Source organism: Methylobacterium isbiliense (genome assembly GCF_022179325.1).
GTDB lineage: Bacteria > Pseudomonadota > Alphaproteobacteria > Rhizobiales > Beijerinckiaceae > Methylobacterium > Methylobacterium isbiliense.
The window spans coordinates 128,116-145,778 of sequence record NZ_BPQQ01000018.1; the positions used below are offsets into that span (position 1 = coordinate 128,116).

Here is a 17,663-nt window from a genome sequence, read left to right on the forward strand (position 1 = left end):
AGGGCCTCCTTCAGCGGGCAGGACGGCGCGATGCATCCGGCGCAAGGCCCCTCTCCCGGGCGGGAGAGGGGCCTTGCGCGGCGGCGTGGCTTACGACGAGCGGAAGATGCGCTGGGCCTGCCGCTCCGCGGTGCGGATGGCGCCCTTCGCGTCGTCGCGCCCGGTGCAGTAGGCCGCGAACATGTCGATGACGACGAAGTCGGCCAGGACCGCCGCCACCTTCTCGCTCACCGGCGCGAGGCCGCCCGCCGCCAGCGTGCGGGTCGAGGCCTCGCGGAAGACCTTGTTCTTGGGATCGGCCGTCCAGATCGGGTTGTTGGCGTAGGCGTTGAGCGGGTGGCAGAGGTAGCCCTGCGAGGCCTCCAGCCACGCGTTGTAGTTCTGCGCCTCCAGCGCGAAGGCCATGAAGGCTTTGCAGGCGTTCGGGGCCTTCGTGTAGGTGTAGGCCAGGATCGGGAAGGCGAGCTGGAACTCGGTCGGCTTGCCGGACTTGCCGACCGGATAGACCGCGTGGTCCATGTCCTCGGCGATGTCCTTCCGCTCGGTCTTCGCCGTGGCGTAGATCGAGATGCCGTTGTTGGTCAGGTGCAGGTCGCCGGACAGGAACGCCTTGTTGTTCGACGAGTCGTTCCACGAGACCGTGCCGGGAATGAACGTCTGGTAGAGGTTCTTGACGTATTCCAGCGCCTTGGCGGTCTCGGGCGAGTTGATGACGATCTTCTCGTTGGCGTCGACGAGGTAGGCGTCGTGGGCCCACAGCGCCCAGTGCGCCCAGGAATTGCCGTCGCCGGTGGCGTGGCCGAGCGCGAAGCCGCACGGCGTGTTGTTCTTCTTCATCGCCCGGCACAGTTCGAGGAAGCCATCGAGGTCCTCCGGCACCTTGTCGAACCCGGCCTTCTTCACCGAGGAGATGCGGTAGTTGATGTAGCCGCCGTTGAAGGCCATCGGGATCGCGATCCACTTGCCCTTCACCTTGCCGTAGGCCTCCGCCGCCGGCACCCAGCCGCCGTACTTCTTGCCGAGGTAGTCGGCCACGTCGCCCACTTCGAGGCACTTCGAGGGGAAGAGCGCCGGGAAGGAGTAGAGGCCCCAGACCATGTCCGGCCCCTGGCCGGTATTGGCGGCCACCGACGCCTTGGGCTGGATGTCGTCGAAGGATTCGCTGGTGACGCTCACCGGCACGCCGGTCGCCTTGGTGAAGGCGTCCACGAGGCGCATGAAGGCCTCGTCCTCGGAGGGGATGAAGCGCTTCCAGCGCAGCAGCTTGAGCGAGGCGCCGGCCTCCGGCTTCCACTGGTTCTCCTGCGCCCAGGCGCGGGCGAAGCCGTCGAGGCCGGCGGCGGAGGCGAGGCCGAGCGCGGCGCCCCCCTTCAGGATCGAACGGCGGTCGAACGAGGTCATCTGGCGTGTCTCCCGGATCGTGGGTCGGTGTCGGCGGGGGCTTCTCTCGCCCCTCTGCGCGTCTCGGCAGGGGCGGCTCGCCCCTGCATGGGAACGGGTGGACGGGCCGGGTCGTCCGGCCCGGCGCTCAACTCAGGCGGCGGCCGCTCTCGGGATCGAAGAGATGCACGAGGTTCGGGTCCGCGGTGATCGCGATGCGCTCGCCGGGCCTTGCCGCGATGCGCTCGCGGAAGACGCAGGCCATGTCGCGCCCGAGATCCTTGACGAGGTCGGTCCCGGCGGCCTCGCCGGGCGGGCGCACCAGCACCAGCGTCTCGGAGCCGGTGGGCTCCACCACCGCCACCTCCACCGGCACGCCGCCCTCCGCGAGGCGCACGTGCTCGGGCCGCAGGCCGTAGACGGCGCGCTGCCCCTCCGCCGGGCGCGCCCCGCGGGTCGGCAGCGGCAGGGTGAGGCCGCCGTCGGTGCGGAAGCTGTTCCCCGTCACCTGGCCCTTCAGGAAGTTCATGGCCGGCGAGCCGATGAAGCCCGCCACGAACATGTTGTCGGGCCGGTCGTAGAGCTCGAGCGGCGCGCCGATCTGCTCGACGTTGCCGTCGTGCATCACCACGATCTTGTCGGCCATGGTCATGGCCTCGATCTGGTCGTGGGTGACGTAGACGGTGGTGGTGCGCAGGCGCTGGTGCAGTTCCTTGATCTCGGCCCGCATGGCCACGCGCAGCTTGGCGTCGAGGTTGGAGAGCGGCTCGTCGAACAGGAAGACCTGCGGGTCGCGCACGATGGCCCGCCCCATGGCGACGCGCTGGCGCTGGCCGCCCGAGAGCTGGCGCGGGTAGCGGTCGAGGAGCTTTTCCAGACCGAGGATCGCGGCGGCGCGGTTCACCCGGGTGGCCGTCTCGTCCTTCGGCGCCTTCCTGAGCTTGAGCGAGAAGGCCATGTTGTCCCGCACCGTCATGTGCGGGTAGAGCGCGTAGTTCTGGAACACCATCGCGATGTCGCGCTCCTTGGGCGGCACCGCGTTGACGACGCGCGATCCGATCCGGATCTCGCCCGCCGTGATGTTCTCCAGCCCGGCGATCATGCGCAGCAGCGTCGACTTTCCGCAGCCCGACGGGCCGACGAGGATGACGAACTCCCCGTCCTGGATGTCGATCGAGACGCCGTGCAGGATCGGCGTCGTGCCGAAGGATTTCTGGACGTTCCTGATCTCGAGTCCGGCCATCGCCTCACCCCGCTGCCGTCGCGGCCGCACCGGGGCGGCGGGACGCCCGGACGAGGTCGCAGGGGGATTGTGGCAGCGCTGCCATCGGCAGGCGGCCGTGAATGCGGCGTCGGCTGCTGTCGCCGGGCGTCATCGCGTTTCCTTCCCTCGGGCCGGGCGGCTTGCCGCCTCTCCTCGTTCGGGGCCATCATCGGTTGACGCGGGCGCGAGATCAAGCGCCCCTGGCGTGCGCACATCGTCGGATGCGCACGGACGGATTGTCGGGAGAGGCGCTTGAAATCCACAGACGTCATCATGCTGCGGCCGATGATGCCGCTCGTCACCGAGGCGCTCGACCGGCACTTCACCCTGCACCGGGCCGATCCGGCCGGCGATGCGGACCGCTTCCTCGCCGAGCACGGGCCGCGGGCGCGGGGCATGGCGGTGAGCGGCGTGCGGGTGGACGGGGCGCTCCTCGACCGGCTGCCGAAGCTGGAGATCATCGCGAATTTCGGCGTGGGCTACGACACGATCGACGCGGCCGAGGCCGGCCGCCGGGGCATCGTCGTCACCAACACCCCGGACGTGCTCACCGACGAGGTGGCTGATCTGGCGGTGGGGCTGCTGCTGGCCACGCTGCGGCAGATCCCGCAGGTCGACCGCTACCTGCGGGCGGGCAAGTGGCTGGAAAAACCCTATCCGCTCACCGGTACCCTGCGGGGCCGGCGCATCGGCATCCTGGGGCTCGGGCGGATCGGGCGGGCCATCGCCCACCGGCTGGAGGCGTTCGGGGTCGAGATCGCCTATCACGGCCGCTCGCGGCAGGCGGACGTTCCCTACGCCTACCACGCCTCGCTCCTCGATCTCGCTCGCGCAGTCGACGTGCTGATGGTGGTGGCCCCGGGCGGTCCCGAGACGAGGGGCATCGTCAACCGCGAGGTGCTGCAGGCGCTCGGCCCCGAGGGCGTGCTCATCAACGTGGCGCGCGGCACCCTGGTGGACGAGGAGGCGCTGATCGCGGCGCTCTCGGACGGCACGATCCAGAGCGCCGGCCTCGACGTCTTCGCCGACGAGCCGCGGGTGCCGGCGGGGCTGATTGCGCAGGAGCACGCCGTGCTGCTGCCCCATGTCGGCTCGGCCTCGGTCCATACCCGCACCGCCATGGGGCAGCTCGTCGTGGACAACCTCGTGTCGTGGTTCTCCGGCAAGGGACCCGTCACGCCGGTCGTGGAGACGCCCTGGCCGCGGACGGCTCCGTGACCCGGGGGCTGCGGGCCCTGGGACTCGCCGCGTGCCTCGCGCTTTGGCTCGCGGCGCCCGGCGCCGCGGCGCCTGCCGCGGCGGCGCCCGATCCCGCCCGGCCGCGCAACGCGGCCGAGGCCGCGGGCGCCTGGAGCCTCTCCCTCGACGGGACGCCCCGGCGCTGCGTCGTCACGCTGGCGGGCGACGCCGCGGCCGGCCAGACCGTGCGCTTCCCGGCGGGCTGCCGCCGGGCGCTGCCGATCGTCGGCCGGCTCGCCCGGTGGCGGCTGGAGGACGGCGCCCTGCGCCTCCTCGACGAGGCGAACGCGCCGGTGCTGGACTTCGCCCTGCCGGAGACGCCCGGCCCGCTGAGCGCGGCGGCGGCCTCCGGCGAGCGGTACGGGATCGCCCCGGAGGGTCCGCGCGCCGCACCTCCCGAGCCGCCGCCGGTCATCCGGGCGGCCCTGCCGAAGCCCGATCCCCGCCCGCCCGCGACGCCGCCGGAGGGGGTGTCGGGCACCTACGCCCTCGACCGCTTCAGCGAGAAGGACACCTGCCGCCTCGCCCTCGACGTCGGCGCCCTGCGGGTGCTCGACGGCTGCCGCGACCTCGGCCTCACGGTGTTCGACCCGGTGTCGTGGCGCTACGACGAGGGCCGCATCACGCTGTTCGCCCGGCGCGGCCACAGTGTCGGGCTGGTGCCGTTCGGGGACGGGCGCTGGCGGCGCGACCCGGAAACGGGCACCACCTTCGTGCTGCGCCGGGTCGCGCCCTGAGGCTCAGAGCGCGACAGGGTCCCCGCGGTCGAGCCGGTCGTCGTCCGCCTCGTCGCGCGGGCGGCGGGCGCGGCGGCTGCCGCGCTCGACGAGCGAGCGGCCGAGCGCCCGGAACGGCGCAGTGAGGCGGCGCAGGTCCTCGGCCCGCTCCATGAGGCGCTCGCCGTTGCGGATCTCGCGGTCGAGCCGAGCCATGGTGCGGGCGAGGGACGGGTCGTCGTCCTCGAACCACGTCTCCAGGGTGCGCGCGAAGGCGATCACCACGCCCTGCAGCTTCAGCCGCCCGAGCGGTCCCTCGGTGCTGATGCCCGCCGCCGCCAGCATGAAGCGCTGGGAGTTGAGGGCGACACCGTTCAGCGCCGCGAGCGAGAGCGGATCGGTGCGCAGCGCGAAGGCGATCCGGCGCAGGGCCGCCTTGTAGGGCGTCATGGCGTCGAGGCGGCGCATCAGCACGTCGAACAGCCGCTCGCGCGGCGGCTCGTCGGCCAGATCATCGGTGGTGCCGGCGAGCACCGCCTTGTCCATCATGCGCGAGAAGCCGCCGAGCACCGCCCCCTTCGACGGGAAGTGGTCGCGGAACTCCGACAGGCTCACCCTCGCCTCGCGGGCGATGTCGGTGATCTCGATGTCGTGCCAGGGCTGCTCGGCGGCGAGCCGCATCAGCGCCTCGACGATCGCCTCCCGCGGCGGGCGGGCGCCCGGGCTCTGCCGATCCTCGGTCCCGGGATCCTCGGTTCTGGGCTTGCGGGCCATGGGGTGCTCCGGTGCGGGCTCGTCCTGCGGTTCCATGCCCCCGATGTAGGCACTCCGCCCCGTTCCGGCAGGGCGGTGCGGCGGGCTGTCCGAGGCCGGCCGCGTCAGCCCGACAGTTCCGCCGACCGGCGCCGGGCCGCCTCCACCGCCTCGCGCAGGAGGTCCGGCAGGCCGCCCTCGGCCATCAGCACGCCGAGCGCCGCCGCGGTGGTGCCGCCCGGCGAGGTCACGTTGCGCCGCAGGGTCTCGGCGTCGAGCGGGCTCTCGGCCAGGAGCGCGCCGGCCCCCGCCACGGTCTGCCGGGCCAGGCGCGCGGCGACCTCTGGCGGCAGCCCGGCGGCGGCGCCCGCGGCGGCCAGCGCCTCGGCGAGCAGGAAGACGTAGGCCGGCCCCGAGCCCGAGACCGCCGTCACGGCGTCGATCAGCCCCTCGTCGTCGATCCATTCCACGAGGCCGATGCCGGAGAGGAGCGCGTCGGCCATGCGGCGCTGGCGCGCGTCGGTCTCGGGGCTCGCCGCCGCCCCGGTGGCGCCCCGGCCGATGCTGGCGGGAAGGTTGGGCATCGCCCGCACCACGGCGCGGGCCCGCGGCAGGCGCGCCTTGAGGTTCTGGATGGTCTTGCCGGCCAGAACCGAGACCAGGAGGGTGTCGGGGCCGGCGAGCGCCGCCGCCGTCTCAGCCGCGGCGTCGAGCCCCTGCGGCTTGATGGCGAGGACGAGCGCCTCGGGCGGATCGACCCGGCTCGGGTTGAGGGCGATGCCGCGCGCCGCGCAGACAGCGGCGAGGTCGGGCGAGGCTCCGGGATCGACGACCGCGATGCGCGCGCCCTCGAGCCCGCTGGCGAGCCAGCCCTCCAGCATGGCGCCGCCCATCTTGCCGGCGCCGACGAGAACCAGGGAGGCGGGAAGCTCTGTGGCGGTCATCGGAGCACCGGATCGTCCTTACGCCTCACCCTCGGTCTCGAACAGCACGGCGTCGAGCGCCTCGCGGGCGGACTTGCCGGCCCAGATCACGAATTGGAAGGCCTGGAAGTAGCGCTCGCAGGCGTCGATGGCCGATTTCAGCATCATCTCGCACTGCCGGTGCGTCGGCTCGGCGCCGCCGGTGAGCAGCAGGGAGTGGCGGAACATCACCACGTCCTCGCCGCTCCACAGGTCGAAATGCCCGACCCAGAGCTGCTCGTTCACGAGCGAGACGAGCTGCAGCACCTCGGTGCGGCGGCGGGCCGGGACCTTCAGGTCGAAGGCCGAGGCGACGTGCAGGGCCTCGACGTCCTCGATCCACGTGTAGGCGACGTGGTACTCGGTCCACTTGCCCGCGACCGCCACGGACATCTCGTCGGTCTCCGCCCGGTCGAAGATCCAGTCGCGCAGGGAGGCGAGACGTTCGACGACATCGAGCGGATGCTCGGCGCGCTCAAGGTCGTCGATGTGCAGTTGGGTCATGTCGATCCGGTTCTTGGCTCGTCCGAGCGGGGGAGGATGCGTCACGGGACGCGGGAACGGCGTCGTGGTCAAAGCAGATCGCAACACCGGGACGTATTGGCCCGCAGGCGATGAGCTTAGGCGTTCGACTTGTCTCCCCAATGCGGCAGCGAATCAGTGCTCGGGTCACTATAGCCCGGGCGACTCGCGGGACTCAAAGCGAAAACCCCGGGAGAGGCGGGGCGCCGGGGCGCCATCCACCGAAGCTTCCTGTGAATAAGCCGCGCCGGCCCCAGGGTCAGGCCGTGGACGCCGCGCCGCGGCCGCGCGTGCCGCCGGATTTGGGCTCGGCGAGCTTGGCTTCCAGCGCGTCGACCCGCGCGACGAGCGCGTCGTTCTGGCTGCGCAGAGCGGTCACGAGGTCGCGCAGCACCTCGACCTCCTCGCGCGAGGCGAGGTCCATGTCGCGCAGGAAGCGCTCGGCCTGTGCGCGCATCAGGGTCTCGGCTTCGCGGCGCACGCCCTGGGCGGCCCCGGCCGCGTCGGTCATCAGGCGGGCGAAGTCGTCGAGCAAGCGGTTCTGGGTCTGCACGGTCGTCTCCTCGTCTCGAAGGATCGCCCGCACATGGGAGGCGCGCGCGATGCCTGCAATCCGGCCGTCCCGAATCGCCCGGACCGCACCCGAACATTGCGGTTCTTTTTCGGCCGCGGCCTGCGGAAACACTCGGACGCAAATCCCCGGCTTCAAGGCGGGCGGCACCTCGGGCATAAGGTCAGCCGTGACCGGCACGCCCCACATCCTGCTCGTCGAGGACGACCGCGAGATCAGCCAGCTCGTCGCCCGCTATCTGCGCGGCAACGACTTGCGCGTCTCGCTCGCGGGCGACGGCCGCGAGATGGACCGGCTGCTGGCCGATTCCCGCATCGACCTGATCATCCTCGACCTGATGTTGCCCGGCGAGGACGGCCTGAGCATCTGCCGGCGGCTGCGCGCGCAATCGGGCGTGCCGATCCTGATGCTCACCGCCAAGGGCGAGGAGATCGACCGCATCGTCGGCCTGGAGATCGGGGCGGACGACTATCTCGCCAAGCCCTTCAACCCGCGCGAGCTGCTGGCGCGGATCCGGGCCGTGCTGCGCCGCGGCGCCGGGACGGAGCGGGAGGAGGACGGGGCGCGCCGCCTCGCCTTCGCGGGCTTCGTGCTCGACCCCGACCTGCGCCAGCTCGTCAACCCGGACGGCGCCCAGGTGGCGCTGACGGCCGCCGAGTTCGACCTCCTGCACGCGATGGGCCTGCGCCCGGGCCGGGTGCTGTCGCGCGACCAGCTCCTCGACCTGACGCAGGGACGCGCGCCGGGGCCCTTCGAGCGCAGCATCGACGTCCTGATCAGCCGCATCCGGCAGAAGATCGAGCGCGACCCGCGCAATCCGGAGATGATCAAGACCATCCGCTCGGGCGGCTACGTCTTCACGCCCGCCGTCACCCGGGCGTGAGGAGCCGCGCATGATCCGGCGCGGCCCCATCCGCCTGCCCCGGCGCATCGCCGGCCAGATCGCCGTCCTGGTGGTCGCCGCGATCGCAGCCACCCACGTCGCGCTCACCCTCGCCTTCCTGCTGCTGCGCCCCGACATCCGGCGGGTGGAGGACCGGCCCGGCGCGCTCGCCAACCGCCTCGCCACGGTGATCCGGATGGTGGCGGCCGCGAGCCCGGGCGAGCGCCCGGCCCTGGTGGCGGCGGCCGGGCAGGGGGCCTCCGGTCCACGCTTCGCCCTGCTCGCGGCCGCGCCGGCCCAAGCGGCCCCGCCGCAGGCCGGGCAGGAGGTGGAGGAGCTGCGCCGGGTGCTGGGGCCGGACTGGACGGTCGAGGCGTCCGGGCGCGCGGGCGAGGGCGACGACCGGCCGGCGCGCCTCGTGGTCCGGGGCGGGAGCCTCGTGCTGGCCGCCGACCTGCCGCCCCGGCCGGACCGGCCGCCGCCGCTGACCGGCCCCATCCTCGGCACGCTGTTCTTCCTCGCCGTGTCGCTCACCCTGCTGTCGGTCTGGGCCGCCCGGGCGCTGACGGCGCCGCTCGCGCGCATGGCCGGCGCCGCGGAAGCCTTCGGCACCGGCATGGACCTCGCGCCGCTGCCCGAGCGGGGGCCCGAGGAGGTGCTGGCGGTAAGCCGCGCCCTCGACCGGATGCGCCAGCGGGTCAAGGGCCTGATCGACGACCGCACCCACATGCTGGCGGCGATCAGCCACGACCTGCGCACGCCGATCACCCGCCTGCGCCTGCGCGCCGAGTTCCTGGAGGAGGAGGGGCTCCGGGCGCAGTTCCTGCGCGACCTCGACCAGATGAACGCCCTGGTGGAGGCCGCCCTGTCCTTCGTGCGCGACGGGCGCACCCGCGAGGGGATGGGGCTCATCGACCTCGCCTCCCTGGTCCAGACCGTCTGCGACGGCTTCTCGGATGTCGGCGAGGAGGTGCGGGCCGCGGATCTGCGCCCGGCCCTGGTGCGGGGCGCGCCCGAGGAGCTGCAGCGCGCCCTCACCAACCTGATCGAGAACGCCGTCAAGTATGGCGGCGGCGCCACGGTGCGGCTCCTCCCGCTCGGTCCCGGGGAGGTCGCCGTCGAGGTGCTGGACGAGGGGCCGGGCATCCCGGAGGCCGAGCAGGCCGCGATGCTGGAGCCCTTCGTGCGCGGCGACCGCGCCCGCACGGAGGCCGGCGGCTTCGGCCTCGGCCTGTCGATCGCGAGCGCGATCGCGCAGGGCCATGGCGGGCGCCTCACCCTGGCCAACCGCCGCCCGCACGGGCTGGCGGCCCGCCTCGCGCTGCCCCGCGCCGCCGCCCCGCCGGTGCAGGCGGCGTGATCGGGCGCACGCGCCGCACAAAGCGGTTCGTCCCCGGGCCGCAGGTGCGCTAGAGAGGGCCGATGCTGGCCGAGAGACGTGCCGAGACCCCCCCGTTGAGCGCGGCGCCCGCCGAGCGGCCCGCGCGCTCCCGCCGTGCGTCGCCCCTGCGGCGGGTCCGGGCGGTCGTCCCGTGGCGCGCGGGCAACGTCCTGCTCGTGCTCTACGCGCTCGCCCTCGGCGCCGGGCTCGGGCTCGCCAGCGCCAACTGGGCCACGCTCGGCCGCTCGCCGTTCGGCGGCGTGACGCTCAGCGCCTGGACCGCGTGGCCGCGGCTCGGATCGCGCGAGGCCGACCCCTACGCCAGGGCGATCCATGCCCGCACCGGCGAGATTCCGATCGCCCTCGGCGAGGGGCTGCTGCTCACCGCCGCCACGGACGATGCTGGCCGGCCGCTCTCGCTCGCCTGCGCCTACCGGATCGCAGGGGCGACCCCGCCCGCCCGCGCCTGGACGCTCACCGCCGAGCGCCGCCGCCCGGCGCCGGCCGCCGCGGAAGCCGCGGGACCGCCGCCGCGCCTCGGCTTCACCTCCACGGAGGTGCTGCGCGACGCCAACGGCCGCTTCGCCATCACCCTGGCGCCGCGCGTGCAGCCGGGCAACTGGCTGCCGATGCCGGACGGGGAGGGAGCCCTGCGGCTGGCGCTGCGCCTCTACGACACTCCGGTCGCGGCGAGCACCGGCGCCCTCGAACGCGAGGGCGTGCCCTCGATCACCCGCCTGGACTGCGAATCGTGACGAGCACGGGCCGTTTCCTCCTCGCCACCCTGTGCGGCTTCGTGCTGGCCGGAATCGTGCACATCACGGTCGTGCTGGCGATCCCCTACCTGTCGGACCACGACGCCCTCGCCCGGGCGCGCGCCACCCTGAGCAACGACACCTCGGTGCTGATCCACTCCGCCCGCACCGGCGCCCCGCCGGAGGCGGCCGAGAGCTGGCTGCCGCCGCAGGACCCGGCCACCGCGATCGGCATCTGCGCCTACGACCTCGACGACGGGCCGGTGCGGATCTCGGCCGAGACCGGGCCGCTGTTCCAGTCCCTCTCGGTGCACGGGCGCGGCGGCGCCTTCTACGCCATCACCGATCAGGCGGCGGTGCGCGGCAACATCGAACTCGTGATCATGACACGGCGCCAGTTCGACGAGGCCCTGGCCAACGCGGACGAGGACGAGCGCAACCGCGACGTGCGGATCGTGGCGCCGGGCCGCGAGGGCTACGTCGTGGTGCGCGTCCTCTCCGCCCTGCCGAGCCAGCAGGCGATGGCCAACCAGGCTGCCCGCTCGGTGTCCTGCACCATCGAGAGCGAGGAGGAGTGAGACCGGGACCGTCCGAACCCGGCCTCACCCCTTGGTGACGAGACCCGCCTGCGGCCCCTCCTCGGGCGCGGGCGCCAGCCCGCAGCGGCTCTCCGCGTCGGCGGGCAGGAGCGGGTCGAGCAGCCGGCGGCGGGACTCCAGGAAGGCGAGCGCCCGCTCGGCCCCCACCGCCTCCTCGCTCGGCACCGCCACCAGCAGGTGCTCCAGCGCGGTGCGGTAGGAATCGGAGCGCGCGGCGGTCTCGCGGCGCACCCAGGCGATCAGGCACCGGTTCTCGGCCACCCGCATCGCCGCGCTGCGCACGTCGCGGTCGTCGAGGGTGCGGATGAAGGGCAGGCTGCGCAGCCGCGTCAGGTCCGCCCGCACCACCCGGGCGGCGGTCTCGGCGAAGGCCGGGATCAGCCGCCCGTCCGCCGTGAGATCGTCCGACAGGCGCCGGTAGCGCGAGACGGGCGAGCGGAACGGCTCGGCCAGGATCGCGTCGAGATAGGCCCGCGGGTCGGAGAGCCGCCACTCGGCGGGCAGCACCCGGGCGCGGGTGAGGTTGTCGAGGGCGTTGTCGAACAGGCTGCGGTCGCGCGCCGGCATCAGGTAGCGCCACGACCGGTCGCGCAGGATCCGCTCGTCGTCCGTGTAGGGGAAGAACGAGGACGGCTCGCCGCGCTCGCGCGCTGCCAGCGTGCCGGCCGCGTCGATGAGGCTGTTCCAGGCGGTGGGCGCCGGGCGGCCGAGATCGCCCTGCTGCACGCAGGAGGCGACGACCGGCAGGGCCAGCAGGAGCGCGGGGCGGCGCAGCAGCCCGCGGGCGCGCGCCTCAGCCGCGCTGGCGACGGGCACCGGTCCGGCCGGGGGGCGGCGCGACGGGGGCCGGAGCCGGATCGGGACACCTCTCATAGCGCACTCCCGTGAACAGCAGGATGGTGCCGCGGGGCTCCGTCTCCGCGTCGTCCCGGCGCGGGCGGCGGACCGCCGCCGAGAGCGGAACGATGTCTGCCGTGGTGCGATGCTGTGGGCCGATCATCTCCCGCCTCCAAGCTCCAATGACCCTCCGGGATCCGCGCCCGCCGCGGCGGCGCGTGCGTGACCAGAAACCACGACGTGGTTAACGAGCCCTTTCCAGGCCGGCGCGTCCGGCGCCCGGCCGTCAACCATCCGTCACCGGGCCGCGCGGTCATCCCCGCTCTCCCCAGGAGACGGGCGGGACCCTGGCAACAGGCTTAAGCGTCGCTTTACGCGGTCGCTCCTAGTCTCGCGGTCCGTGCAGTGTTGCGTACCCGACCCACATGGCCCGCTCCGCCGATGCCGCTCCGCCGGACCTGTCCGGCCTCCTCGAACTCGCCCGCGACCGCCGGCTGGACATCAAGCCGGTGCTGCTGCGGGTCCAGAGCGACCTGTTCTGCGCCGCGCCGGCGCGGGATCCCGCGACCGTGCGGGCGTTCGAATCGCTCGCCTGCGGGCTGATCCCCACGGTGGATGCCGACACCGCCGCGATCGTGGCCGAGAAGCTCGCGCCGCTGGCCGACACGCCGCAGAGCGTGCTCGCCCTCCTGGCGGCCCATGGCGGCCGGGCGCGGGACGCGGTGGTGCGGCTCAGCCCCGCCCTCTCGACGGGCGTGCTGGACGCGGCCGGCAACGGCCCGGGGCTCGACGCGGTGATCGCCCAGCGCGACGACCTCGGCCGGGCGCTGGTGGATGACCTGACCCGCCGCGACGATCCGGAGATCGACCTCGCCCTGGCCGGGAACCCGCATATCCGCCTCGACGGCCCGGCCCTGGAGCGGCTGGTGGCGCGGGCGCGGGAGCGGCGGGACCTCGCCGCGCGGCTCGTCGCCCGCGAGGACGCCCCGGCGGTCGACCTCGCGCCGCTCTACCTCGACGCCGACCCGGAGCGGCGGGCGGCCATCCGGGCCGGGATCGCCGCCCGCGCCGCCCTGCGCCCGCTGGCGCGGCCGGCCGCCCGCGGCGCCGGCGCGGCGCTCACCGCCCTGGCGCAAAGCCGCGACACCGCGCGCTTCGGCGAGGCCCTGTGCGAGGCGCTCGGCCTCGGGCCGGTGGAATGGGACGTCGCCGATCCCGCCCGGCACGACCTCCTCGCCCTGGGCTTGCGCGCCGCCGGCCTCACCGACGAGGAGGCGATCTACGTCTTCCTGCGGCTCGATCCGGAGATCGGCCGCTCGGTCGAGGCGGTGTTCCGGCTCGCCCGGCTGTTTCGCGAGACCGAGGCCGCCACGGCCCGCGACCTGCTCGCGGCGATCCTCGGCAGCACCCCGGCCGAGCGGGTGGCCACGCCCGACCAGCACCGGCCGGCCCACGGCCCCGCCTCGCCGAAGCTGCGCCCTCAGGCCGCTCCCCTGCGTCCGGCCCTGCCGGAGCGCACCCGCCGGACGCAGGCCTCAACCTGATCCCCGCCTGTCACCGCGCGGCCACGCCGGACGCCGGCCGTCGCGGCGGCGGCTGGCGGGGACGGCGCGCCCGGAGTATCGCCGCTCCACCGCCCGTTGCCGGGGCGGGCCGGTCCACGGCATGATCGGCGCGACGCGTGAAAGGACCCGACAGGCGATGACCCATCCGGTCCGCATCCTCGGCATCGATCCGGGCCTCCGCCGCACGGGCTGGGGCTTGATCACCGTCACGGGCACCCGTCTCGCCTATGTCGGGTCCGGGACCATCGTGTCGGGGAACGACGATGCCCTGGCCACGCGCCTGCGCGCCCTGCACGACGGCCTCCAGCGGGTCGTGGCCGCGATGGAGCCGGACGAGGTCGCGGTGGAGGAGACCTTCGTCAACAAGGACGGGCAGGCGACGCTCAAGCTCGGCCACGCCCGCGGGGTGGCACTGCTGGTTCCGGCGCTCGCCGGCCTGCCGGTGGCCGAGTACGCCGCCAACCTCGTCAAGAAGACCGTGGTCGGCACCGGTCACGCCGAGAAGGATCAGGTCGGCGCGATGGTGCGCTTCCTGCTGCCCAAGGCCGATCCGGGCACGGCCGACGCCGCCGACGCGCTGGCGATCGCCATCACGCATGCCCAGCACCGGGCCGCCCGCGCCCGCCTCGCGGCGCTCGCGCCCCAGGCGGGGCGCAAGGCCGGGGCGCTCGCCGGAGGAATCTGACCGCCTCGCGGTCCGTCGCGGCGTCACACGGCCGGGACGGTCATGCCCTTCTGCACCGCGGGCCGGGCGCCCACCGCGCCGAGCCAGCGGTCGAGGGACGGCTTGCCGGCGAGACTGTCGGCGAGCGGCTCCTTGAGGAAGCTCGTGGCCGCCACCGCCCACGGATAGCAGGCGATGTCGGCGATCGAGTAGGCCTCGCCTGCGAGATAGGGCGTCTGGGCGAGGCGCCGCTCCATCACCCCGAGCAGCCGGTCGGCCTCCGCGGTGAAGCGTGCGATGGCGAGCGGGGCCTTCTCGGGAGAGCGCACCGCGAAGAAGCCGAGTTGCCCGAGCATCGGACCGAGGCCCCCGACCTGCCAGTGCAGCCATTCGAGCGCCTTGAACCGCGCCGGGCCGGACGGGGCGAGGAAGCGTCCCGAGGTCTCGGCCAGATAGGTGAGGATCGCCCCGCTCTCGAACACCGCGAGCGGCCCCTCGGGCGCGGCGTCATCGACGAGTGCCGGGATCTTGTTGTTGGGGGAGATCGCCAGGAAGTCGGGCGCGAACTGCTCGTCCTTGCCGATGTTCACGGGATGCACGGTGTAGGGCAGCCCGAGTTCCTCCAGCATGATCGCCGGCTTGCGGCCGTTCGGCGTGGTCCAGGTGTAGAGATGGAGCATCGTGACCTCCGGCATGTCCCGCCGGTTGTAGGGCGGAGCGGCCGGCCGGCGACGGTTCGGGCCGCGGGGCGTGCCGGATCGCCGTCTCAGCAGAGATCGTCGCTGCCCGCGCCGCCCCGGCCGAGTTCCAGGAACACAGCCCAGCCCGCCTCGATCAGCGCGCGCACGGCGGGCCGCTGTGCCATCTCGGGCCCGACCAGCCGCGGCAGGTCGACGGCCGCGGCGGCGACGCGCAGGATGCGCAGCTCCGCCTTCGCCTCGTCGGAGAGATCAGGTTCGTCGGTACCACGCTCGACCATGTCACCATCATTCCAGCGATCTGACCGGCGTCGGCCAGCAGGGTCCTTCAGACGTTCCGGCCGCTGACCCGTCGGGCCGGCCCGATCGACAGGGCGCGCATGGCCGTGGTCCCCGGGCGTGAGACGGGAGCCCGTCGTCGACGGGAGCCCCGACGCCCGAGGCGGGGGCGATGCGCGGGGGATCAGGCGGAATCCCGGTCGAGCGTGATCGGGCGCTGGCCCGGCGCTCCGGCGAGGCGCGCGGTGAGATCCGGATGCGGGGCATGCCGGGGCCGCGCCGCCCGCTCCGCCTGCGGCCGATGCAGGCTGCTCCCCTCCACGCCGTAGACGGCCCGGGTGGTGGACAGGGCCGCCTGCGTCATCTCCACCGTGAAGGCGCAGATCGACAGGCCGTCATGCGCGAGCGGCAGACCGAGCGGCCGCGGGCGCCAGCCGAGTTCCGACACCTTCGGCACCCAATAGGTCTCGCCGACCGCGTTGAGGCGCGGGATGCCGCGGGCGAGGCAATGCTCGATCATTCCCGTGGCCACGATGCCGGCCAGGCGGGAGAGGCGCCCATCCTCGCGGAAGCGGGGCGCCACGAAGAAGCGCGTCCATTCCCAGATCTCCGGGGCGCGGGTGAAGCCGCGCGCGTCGGCGAGATGCGGGAAGACGTCGCTCAGCAGCGTCGGTCCCTGCGAGGGCAGCAGGCGCGTCCCGCCCGCCACCTGCCCGTGCGGGTCGAGGGCCAGCAGATACACGCTGTCCTCCGTGTCGAACTGGTCGCGCTCGCGGCCGTCGACCGCCCGCAGCGCCCGCCAGCCCTGCTCGTCCATGTAGATCTGCTTGCGCAGCACGAAATGCTGATCGAGCGCGTCCGTATAGGCGCCGCGATTGCCGCGGTCGATGACGTGGAGCCGGATCATCGTCTGTCCCTGAGACTGGCAAAGCCATTGGGACAGCACGGACGGGCAGCCGGTATCCCCGAAAACAGGGAGCCGCGTCGTCTTTCCGATGCTGTTGTCGCGTCGTCTTTGCGCTGTTCCCCCGCACGGTCAACGCGAAACCGAAGGAGATCCGGACCACGAGGCTGACATCCGCGAGGCGTCGATGCGCCTGCAGCGCCGCAGAAGCGGAACGCCTTCGCGGCAGATCTTCGCGCGGGTCCTGGTTCCCCTCCCGCGGAGGCTCAGGTCGTCCCGAAAAAGGGTTGAGAAGCGTTGAGTGCTGATGATCTGCTGCGTCGATCGCACGATGCTGGCTGGCGCATCATCTGGTCCGGCTGGACCGGAACCTGTGCGGATTCTCGATTGTGCTGAGTCTTCTCAGATGAGCCGGGCGTCACGTCGCCTGACGATGCATCGGCCTGCGGACGCGACGACCGGGTGCCGCGGCACCCGCGGTCGTCGCGGTCAGAGCGTGATCTCGCGGCGGCGCAGCGCCTCGACCACCGTCTGGGTGGTGTTGCGCGTGCCGATCTTCAGGCGGGCGCTCTTGAGATGGGTCGCCACGGTCTCGTGCGAGACGCCGAGGATCGCGGCGATCTCCTGGCGGGTGCGGCCCATCGCGGCCCAGCACAGCACGTCGCGCTCGCGCGGGCTGAGCAGGCGTCCGGGCTGGGGGCTGCGGTGCTTGGTCGTGCGCGCCGCCGCGCCCCAGGCGTAGAGCCCGAGCATGTGCACCCCGCGGCGGACCTTCGGCGGCAGGTCGGCCCGCTCCCCCGCGAAGGACGCCACGGCCTGGAAGCCGTAGGCGTCGTGGATCGGGACGCAGAAGCCGGACGCCATGCCGAACTCCGCGGCCTCATCCATCACCCGGTGCGCCCGCGGCGCGCAGTCCGGATCGTAGTCGATCTCGGACCACGCGAAGGGTTCGAGGGTGCGGTGGCAGTAGCGGGCCACGGGATCGAAGCGGTAATGGCCGATCCGGTCGTAATGGGCGAGCCAGCCCTTGGGCCAGACGCTGAGCAGCATGCTCGGCCCCAGACGCTCGCTCGGCTGCGGCAGCCGCGTGATCGCGAAGTAGCGGAAGCCGCATTGCTGGATGACGTCGAAGATCCGGGTCTGCGCTTCGAGCGGATGCTCGACTTGGTCGAGCGCATCGATCAGCTCGAAGGTGTTGCGGAGAAAACCCTCCTCCGTGTCCGCCATGCCGACCTCTGGAGCCCAGCTGCGCCCGGGGGACGGATCGGGCGCCGGCCCCACGCGGCACTGCCGCCAGAGTGCACGAAACCGGTGCGGCTTCCTAGCGGACTTTGCGTCCGGGCGGTCGGCGCCCCCGGGCGGACCGGCGCGGGCGGCGTCACCCGCGCCAGAACGGCTTGTCTGCCTCGCGCACCGCGTCGGCGCGCGAGAGGCCGAGGTCCTTCAGGACCATATCCGGGGCCTGCATCAGGGCGCGGCGCTCGCGGCGGCGCTGCGCCCACAGCTCCACCCGCTCGACGAGCGACAGCGCGCGCCGGGCGCGGGGCGGGCGCAGGGCGATAGACGGAACGAGGCGCAGGTTTCCTTGGCCGCTGACGAGGGTCGCCATGGCTCTCTCCGGGGTCGGTGAAGGTCGGTTCGCAGAGTGATCTTGCCGTCGCGGATCCTTATGGGCAAACCAGAAGCTCTCG

The 17,663-nt window shown here is 73.4% G+C and carries 20 protein-coding genes; 8 read left to right on the top strand and 12 right to left on the bottom strand.

The window, feature by feature from the left end; genetic code table 11:
• Positions 1-90 precede the first annotated feature (90 nt).
• Positions 91-1,401: an ABC transporter substrate-binding protein gene (locus tag MFF61_RS08615; RefSeq protein ID WP_238234679.1), complete on the bottom strand. Its 1,311-nt coding sequence runs from the start codon at positions 1,399-1,401 to the stop codon at positions 91-93.
• Positions 1,402-1,528: 127 nt separating this feature from the next.
• Positions 1,529-2,623, bottom strand: a complete 1,095-nt coding sequence (locus MFF61_RS08620; protein ID WP_238234680.1) for an ABC transporter ATP-binding protein — start codon at positions 2,621-2,623, stop codon at positions 1,529-1,531.
• Positions 2,624-2,917: 294 nt separating this feature from the next.
• On the opposite strand from MFF61_RS08620, the gene MFF61_RS08625 reads away from it, so the two are divergent.
• Positions 2,918-3,862 carry a 2-hydroxyacid dehydrogenase gene (locus MFF61_RS08625; protein WP_373324664.1) on the top strand — a complete coding sequence of 315 codons (945 nt, stop codon included), beginning with the start codon at positions 2,918-2,920 and terminating at the stop codon, positions 3,860-3,862.
• The gene (locus tag MFF61_RS08630) at positions 3,859-4,620 is read left to right on the top strand and encodes an AprI/Inh family metalloprotease inhibitor (RefSeq protein ID WP_238234682.1); all 762 of its coding nucleotides are present in this window, start codon (positions 3,859-3,861) and stop codon (positions 4,618-4,620) included. The genes MFF61_RS08625 and MFF61_RS08630 overlap by 4 nt, the downstream gene beginning before the upstream one ends.
• A 3-nt stretch (positions 4,621-4,623) precedes the next feature.
• Here the strand turns inward: MFF61_RS08630 and MFF61_RS08635 are convergent, their stop codons facing one another.
• The 4 genes from MFF61_RS08635 to MFF61_RS08650 form a co-directional block, all read right to left on the bottom strand.
• Positions 4,624-5,373 (bottom strand): TetR family transcriptional regulator, encoded by a 750-nt coding sequence (locus MFF61_RS08635; protein ID WP_238234683.1) that lies wholly within the window; start codon positions 5,371-5,373, stop codon positions 4,624-4,626.
• A 104-nt stretch (positions 5,374-5,477) separates the two neighbouring features.
• The gene (gene proC, locus MFF61_RS08640; RefSeq protein WP_238234684.1) at positions 5,478-6,296 is read right to left on the bottom strand and encodes a pyrroline-5-carboxylate reductase; all 819 of its coding nucleotides are present in this window, start codon (positions 6,294-6,296) and stop codon (positions 5,478-5,480) included.
• Between the two features lie 18 nt (positions 6,297-6,314).
• Entirely contained in the window at positions 6,315-6,818 is a 504-nt protein-coding gene (locus tag MFF61_RS08645) for a type III secretion system chaperone family protein (RefSeq protein ID WP_238234685.1), read from the bottom strand.
• A gap of 277 nt (positions 6,819-7,095) precedes the next feature.
• Positions 7,096-7,389: an accessory factor UbiK family protein gene (locus MFF61_RS08650; RefSeq protein ID WP_238234686.1), complete on the bottom strand. Its 294-nt coding sequence runs from the start codon at positions 7,387-7,389 to the stop codon at positions 7,096-7,098.
• 187 nt (positions 7,390-7,576) lie between these two features.
• Here MFF61_RS08650 and MFF61_RS08655 point away from each other — a divergent pair, with 187 nt between their 5' ends.
• The 4 genes from MFF61_RS08655 to MFF61_RS08670 all read left to right on the top strand — a co-directional run bounded on the left by MFF61_RS08655 (position 7,577) and on the right by MFF61_RS08670 (position 11,004).
• Positions 7,577-8,290, top strand: a complete 714-nt coding sequence (locus MFF61_RS08655) for a response regulator (RefSeq protein ID WP_238234687.1) — start codon at positions 7,577-7,579, stop codon at positions 8,288-8,290.
• A 10-nt stretch (positions 8,291-8,300) separates the two neighbouring features.
• Positions 8,301-9,650, top strand: a complete 1,350-nt coding sequence (locus MFF61_RS08660; RefSeq protein WP_238234688.1) for an ATP-binding protein — start codon at positions 8,301-8,303, stop codon at positions 9,648-9,650.
• A gap of 62 nt (positions 9,651-9,712) precedes the next feature.
• The gene (locus tag MFF61_RS08665; RefSeq protein WP_238234689.1) at positions 9,713-10,426 is read left to right on the top strand and encodes a DUF1214 domain-containing protein; all 714 of its coding nucleotides are present in this window, start codon (positions 9,713-9,715) and stop codon (positions 10,424-10,426) included.
• Complete coding sequence (locus MFF61_RS08670; protein ID WP_238234690.1) at positions 10,423-11,004, top strand: DUF1254 domain-containing protein; 582 nt, start codon at positions 10,423-10,425, stop codon at positions 11,002-11,004. The genes MFF61_RS08665 and MFF61_RS08670 overlap by 4 nt, the downstream gene beginning before the upstream one ends.
• Positions 11,005-11,028: 24 nt before the next feature.
• On the opposite strand, the gene MFF61_RS08675 is transcribed toward MFF61_RS08670, so the two are convergent.
• Positions 11,029-11,898, bottom strand: coding sequence for a hypothetical protein (locus MFF61_RS08675; RefSeq protein WP_238234691.1), 870 nt, complete (start codon positions 11,896-11,898; stop codon positions 11,029-11,031).
• 389 nt (positions 11,899-12,287) lie between these two features.
• Here MFF61_RS08675 and MFF61_RS08680 point away from each other — a divergent pair, with 389 nt between their 5' ends.
• Positions 12,288-13,406 (top strand): DUF2336 domain-containing protein, encoded by a 1,119-nt coding sequence (locus MFF61_RS08680; protein ID WP_238234692.1) that lies wholly within the window; start codon positions 12,288-12,290, stop codon positions 13,404-13,406.
• Positions 13,407-13,563: 157 nt separating this feature from the next.
• Positions 13,564-14,112, top strand: coding sequence for a crossover junction endodeoxyribonuclease RuvC (gene ruvC / locus MFF61_RS08685; RefSeq protein ID WP_238234693.1), 549 nt, complete (start codon positions 13,564-13,566; stop codon positions 14,110-14,112).
• A gap of 23 nt (positions 14,113-14,135) precedes the next feature.
• Here the strand turns inward: ruvC and MFF61_RS08690 are convergent, their stop codons facing one another.
• From MFF61_RS08690 to MFF61_RS08710, 5 genes are all read right to left on the bottom strand, one after another.
• Entirely contained in the window at positions 14,136-14,771 is a 636-nt protein-coding gene (locus MFF61_RS08690) for a glutathione S-transferase N-terminal domain-containing protein (RefSeq protein WP_238234694.1), read from the bottom strand.
• Between the two features lie 86 nt (positions 14,772-14,857).
• On the bottom strand, positions 14,858-15,070 hold the full coding sequence (locus MFF61_RS08695) for a hypothetical protein (RefSeq protein WP_238234695.1): 213 nt from the start codon (positions 15,068-15,070) through the stop codon (positions 14,858-14,860).
• 182 nt (positions 15,071-15,252) lie between these two features.
• Positions 15,253-15,975: an acyl-homoserine-lactone synthase gene (locus MFF61_RS08700; RefSeq protein ID WP_238234696.1), complete on the bottom strand. Its 723-nt coding sequence runs from the start codon at positions 15,973-15,975 to the stop codon at positions 15,253-15,255.
• Between the two features lie 486 nt (positions 15,976-16,461).
• Positions 16,462-17,199, bottom strand: a complete 738-nt coding sequence (locus MFF61_RS08705) for a helix-turn-helix transcriptional regulator (RefSeq protein ID WP_238234697.1) — start codon at positions 17,197-17,199, stop codon at positions 16,462-16,464.
• A 151-nt stretch (positions 17,200-17,350) separates the two neighbouring features.
• Positions 17,351-17,581, bottom strand: coding sequence for a DUF1127 domain-containing protein (locus MFF61_RS08710; protein WP_238234698.1), 231 nt, complete (start codon positions 17,579-17,581; stop codon positions 17,351-17,353).
• Positions 17,582-17,663: the final 82 nt, after the last annotated feature.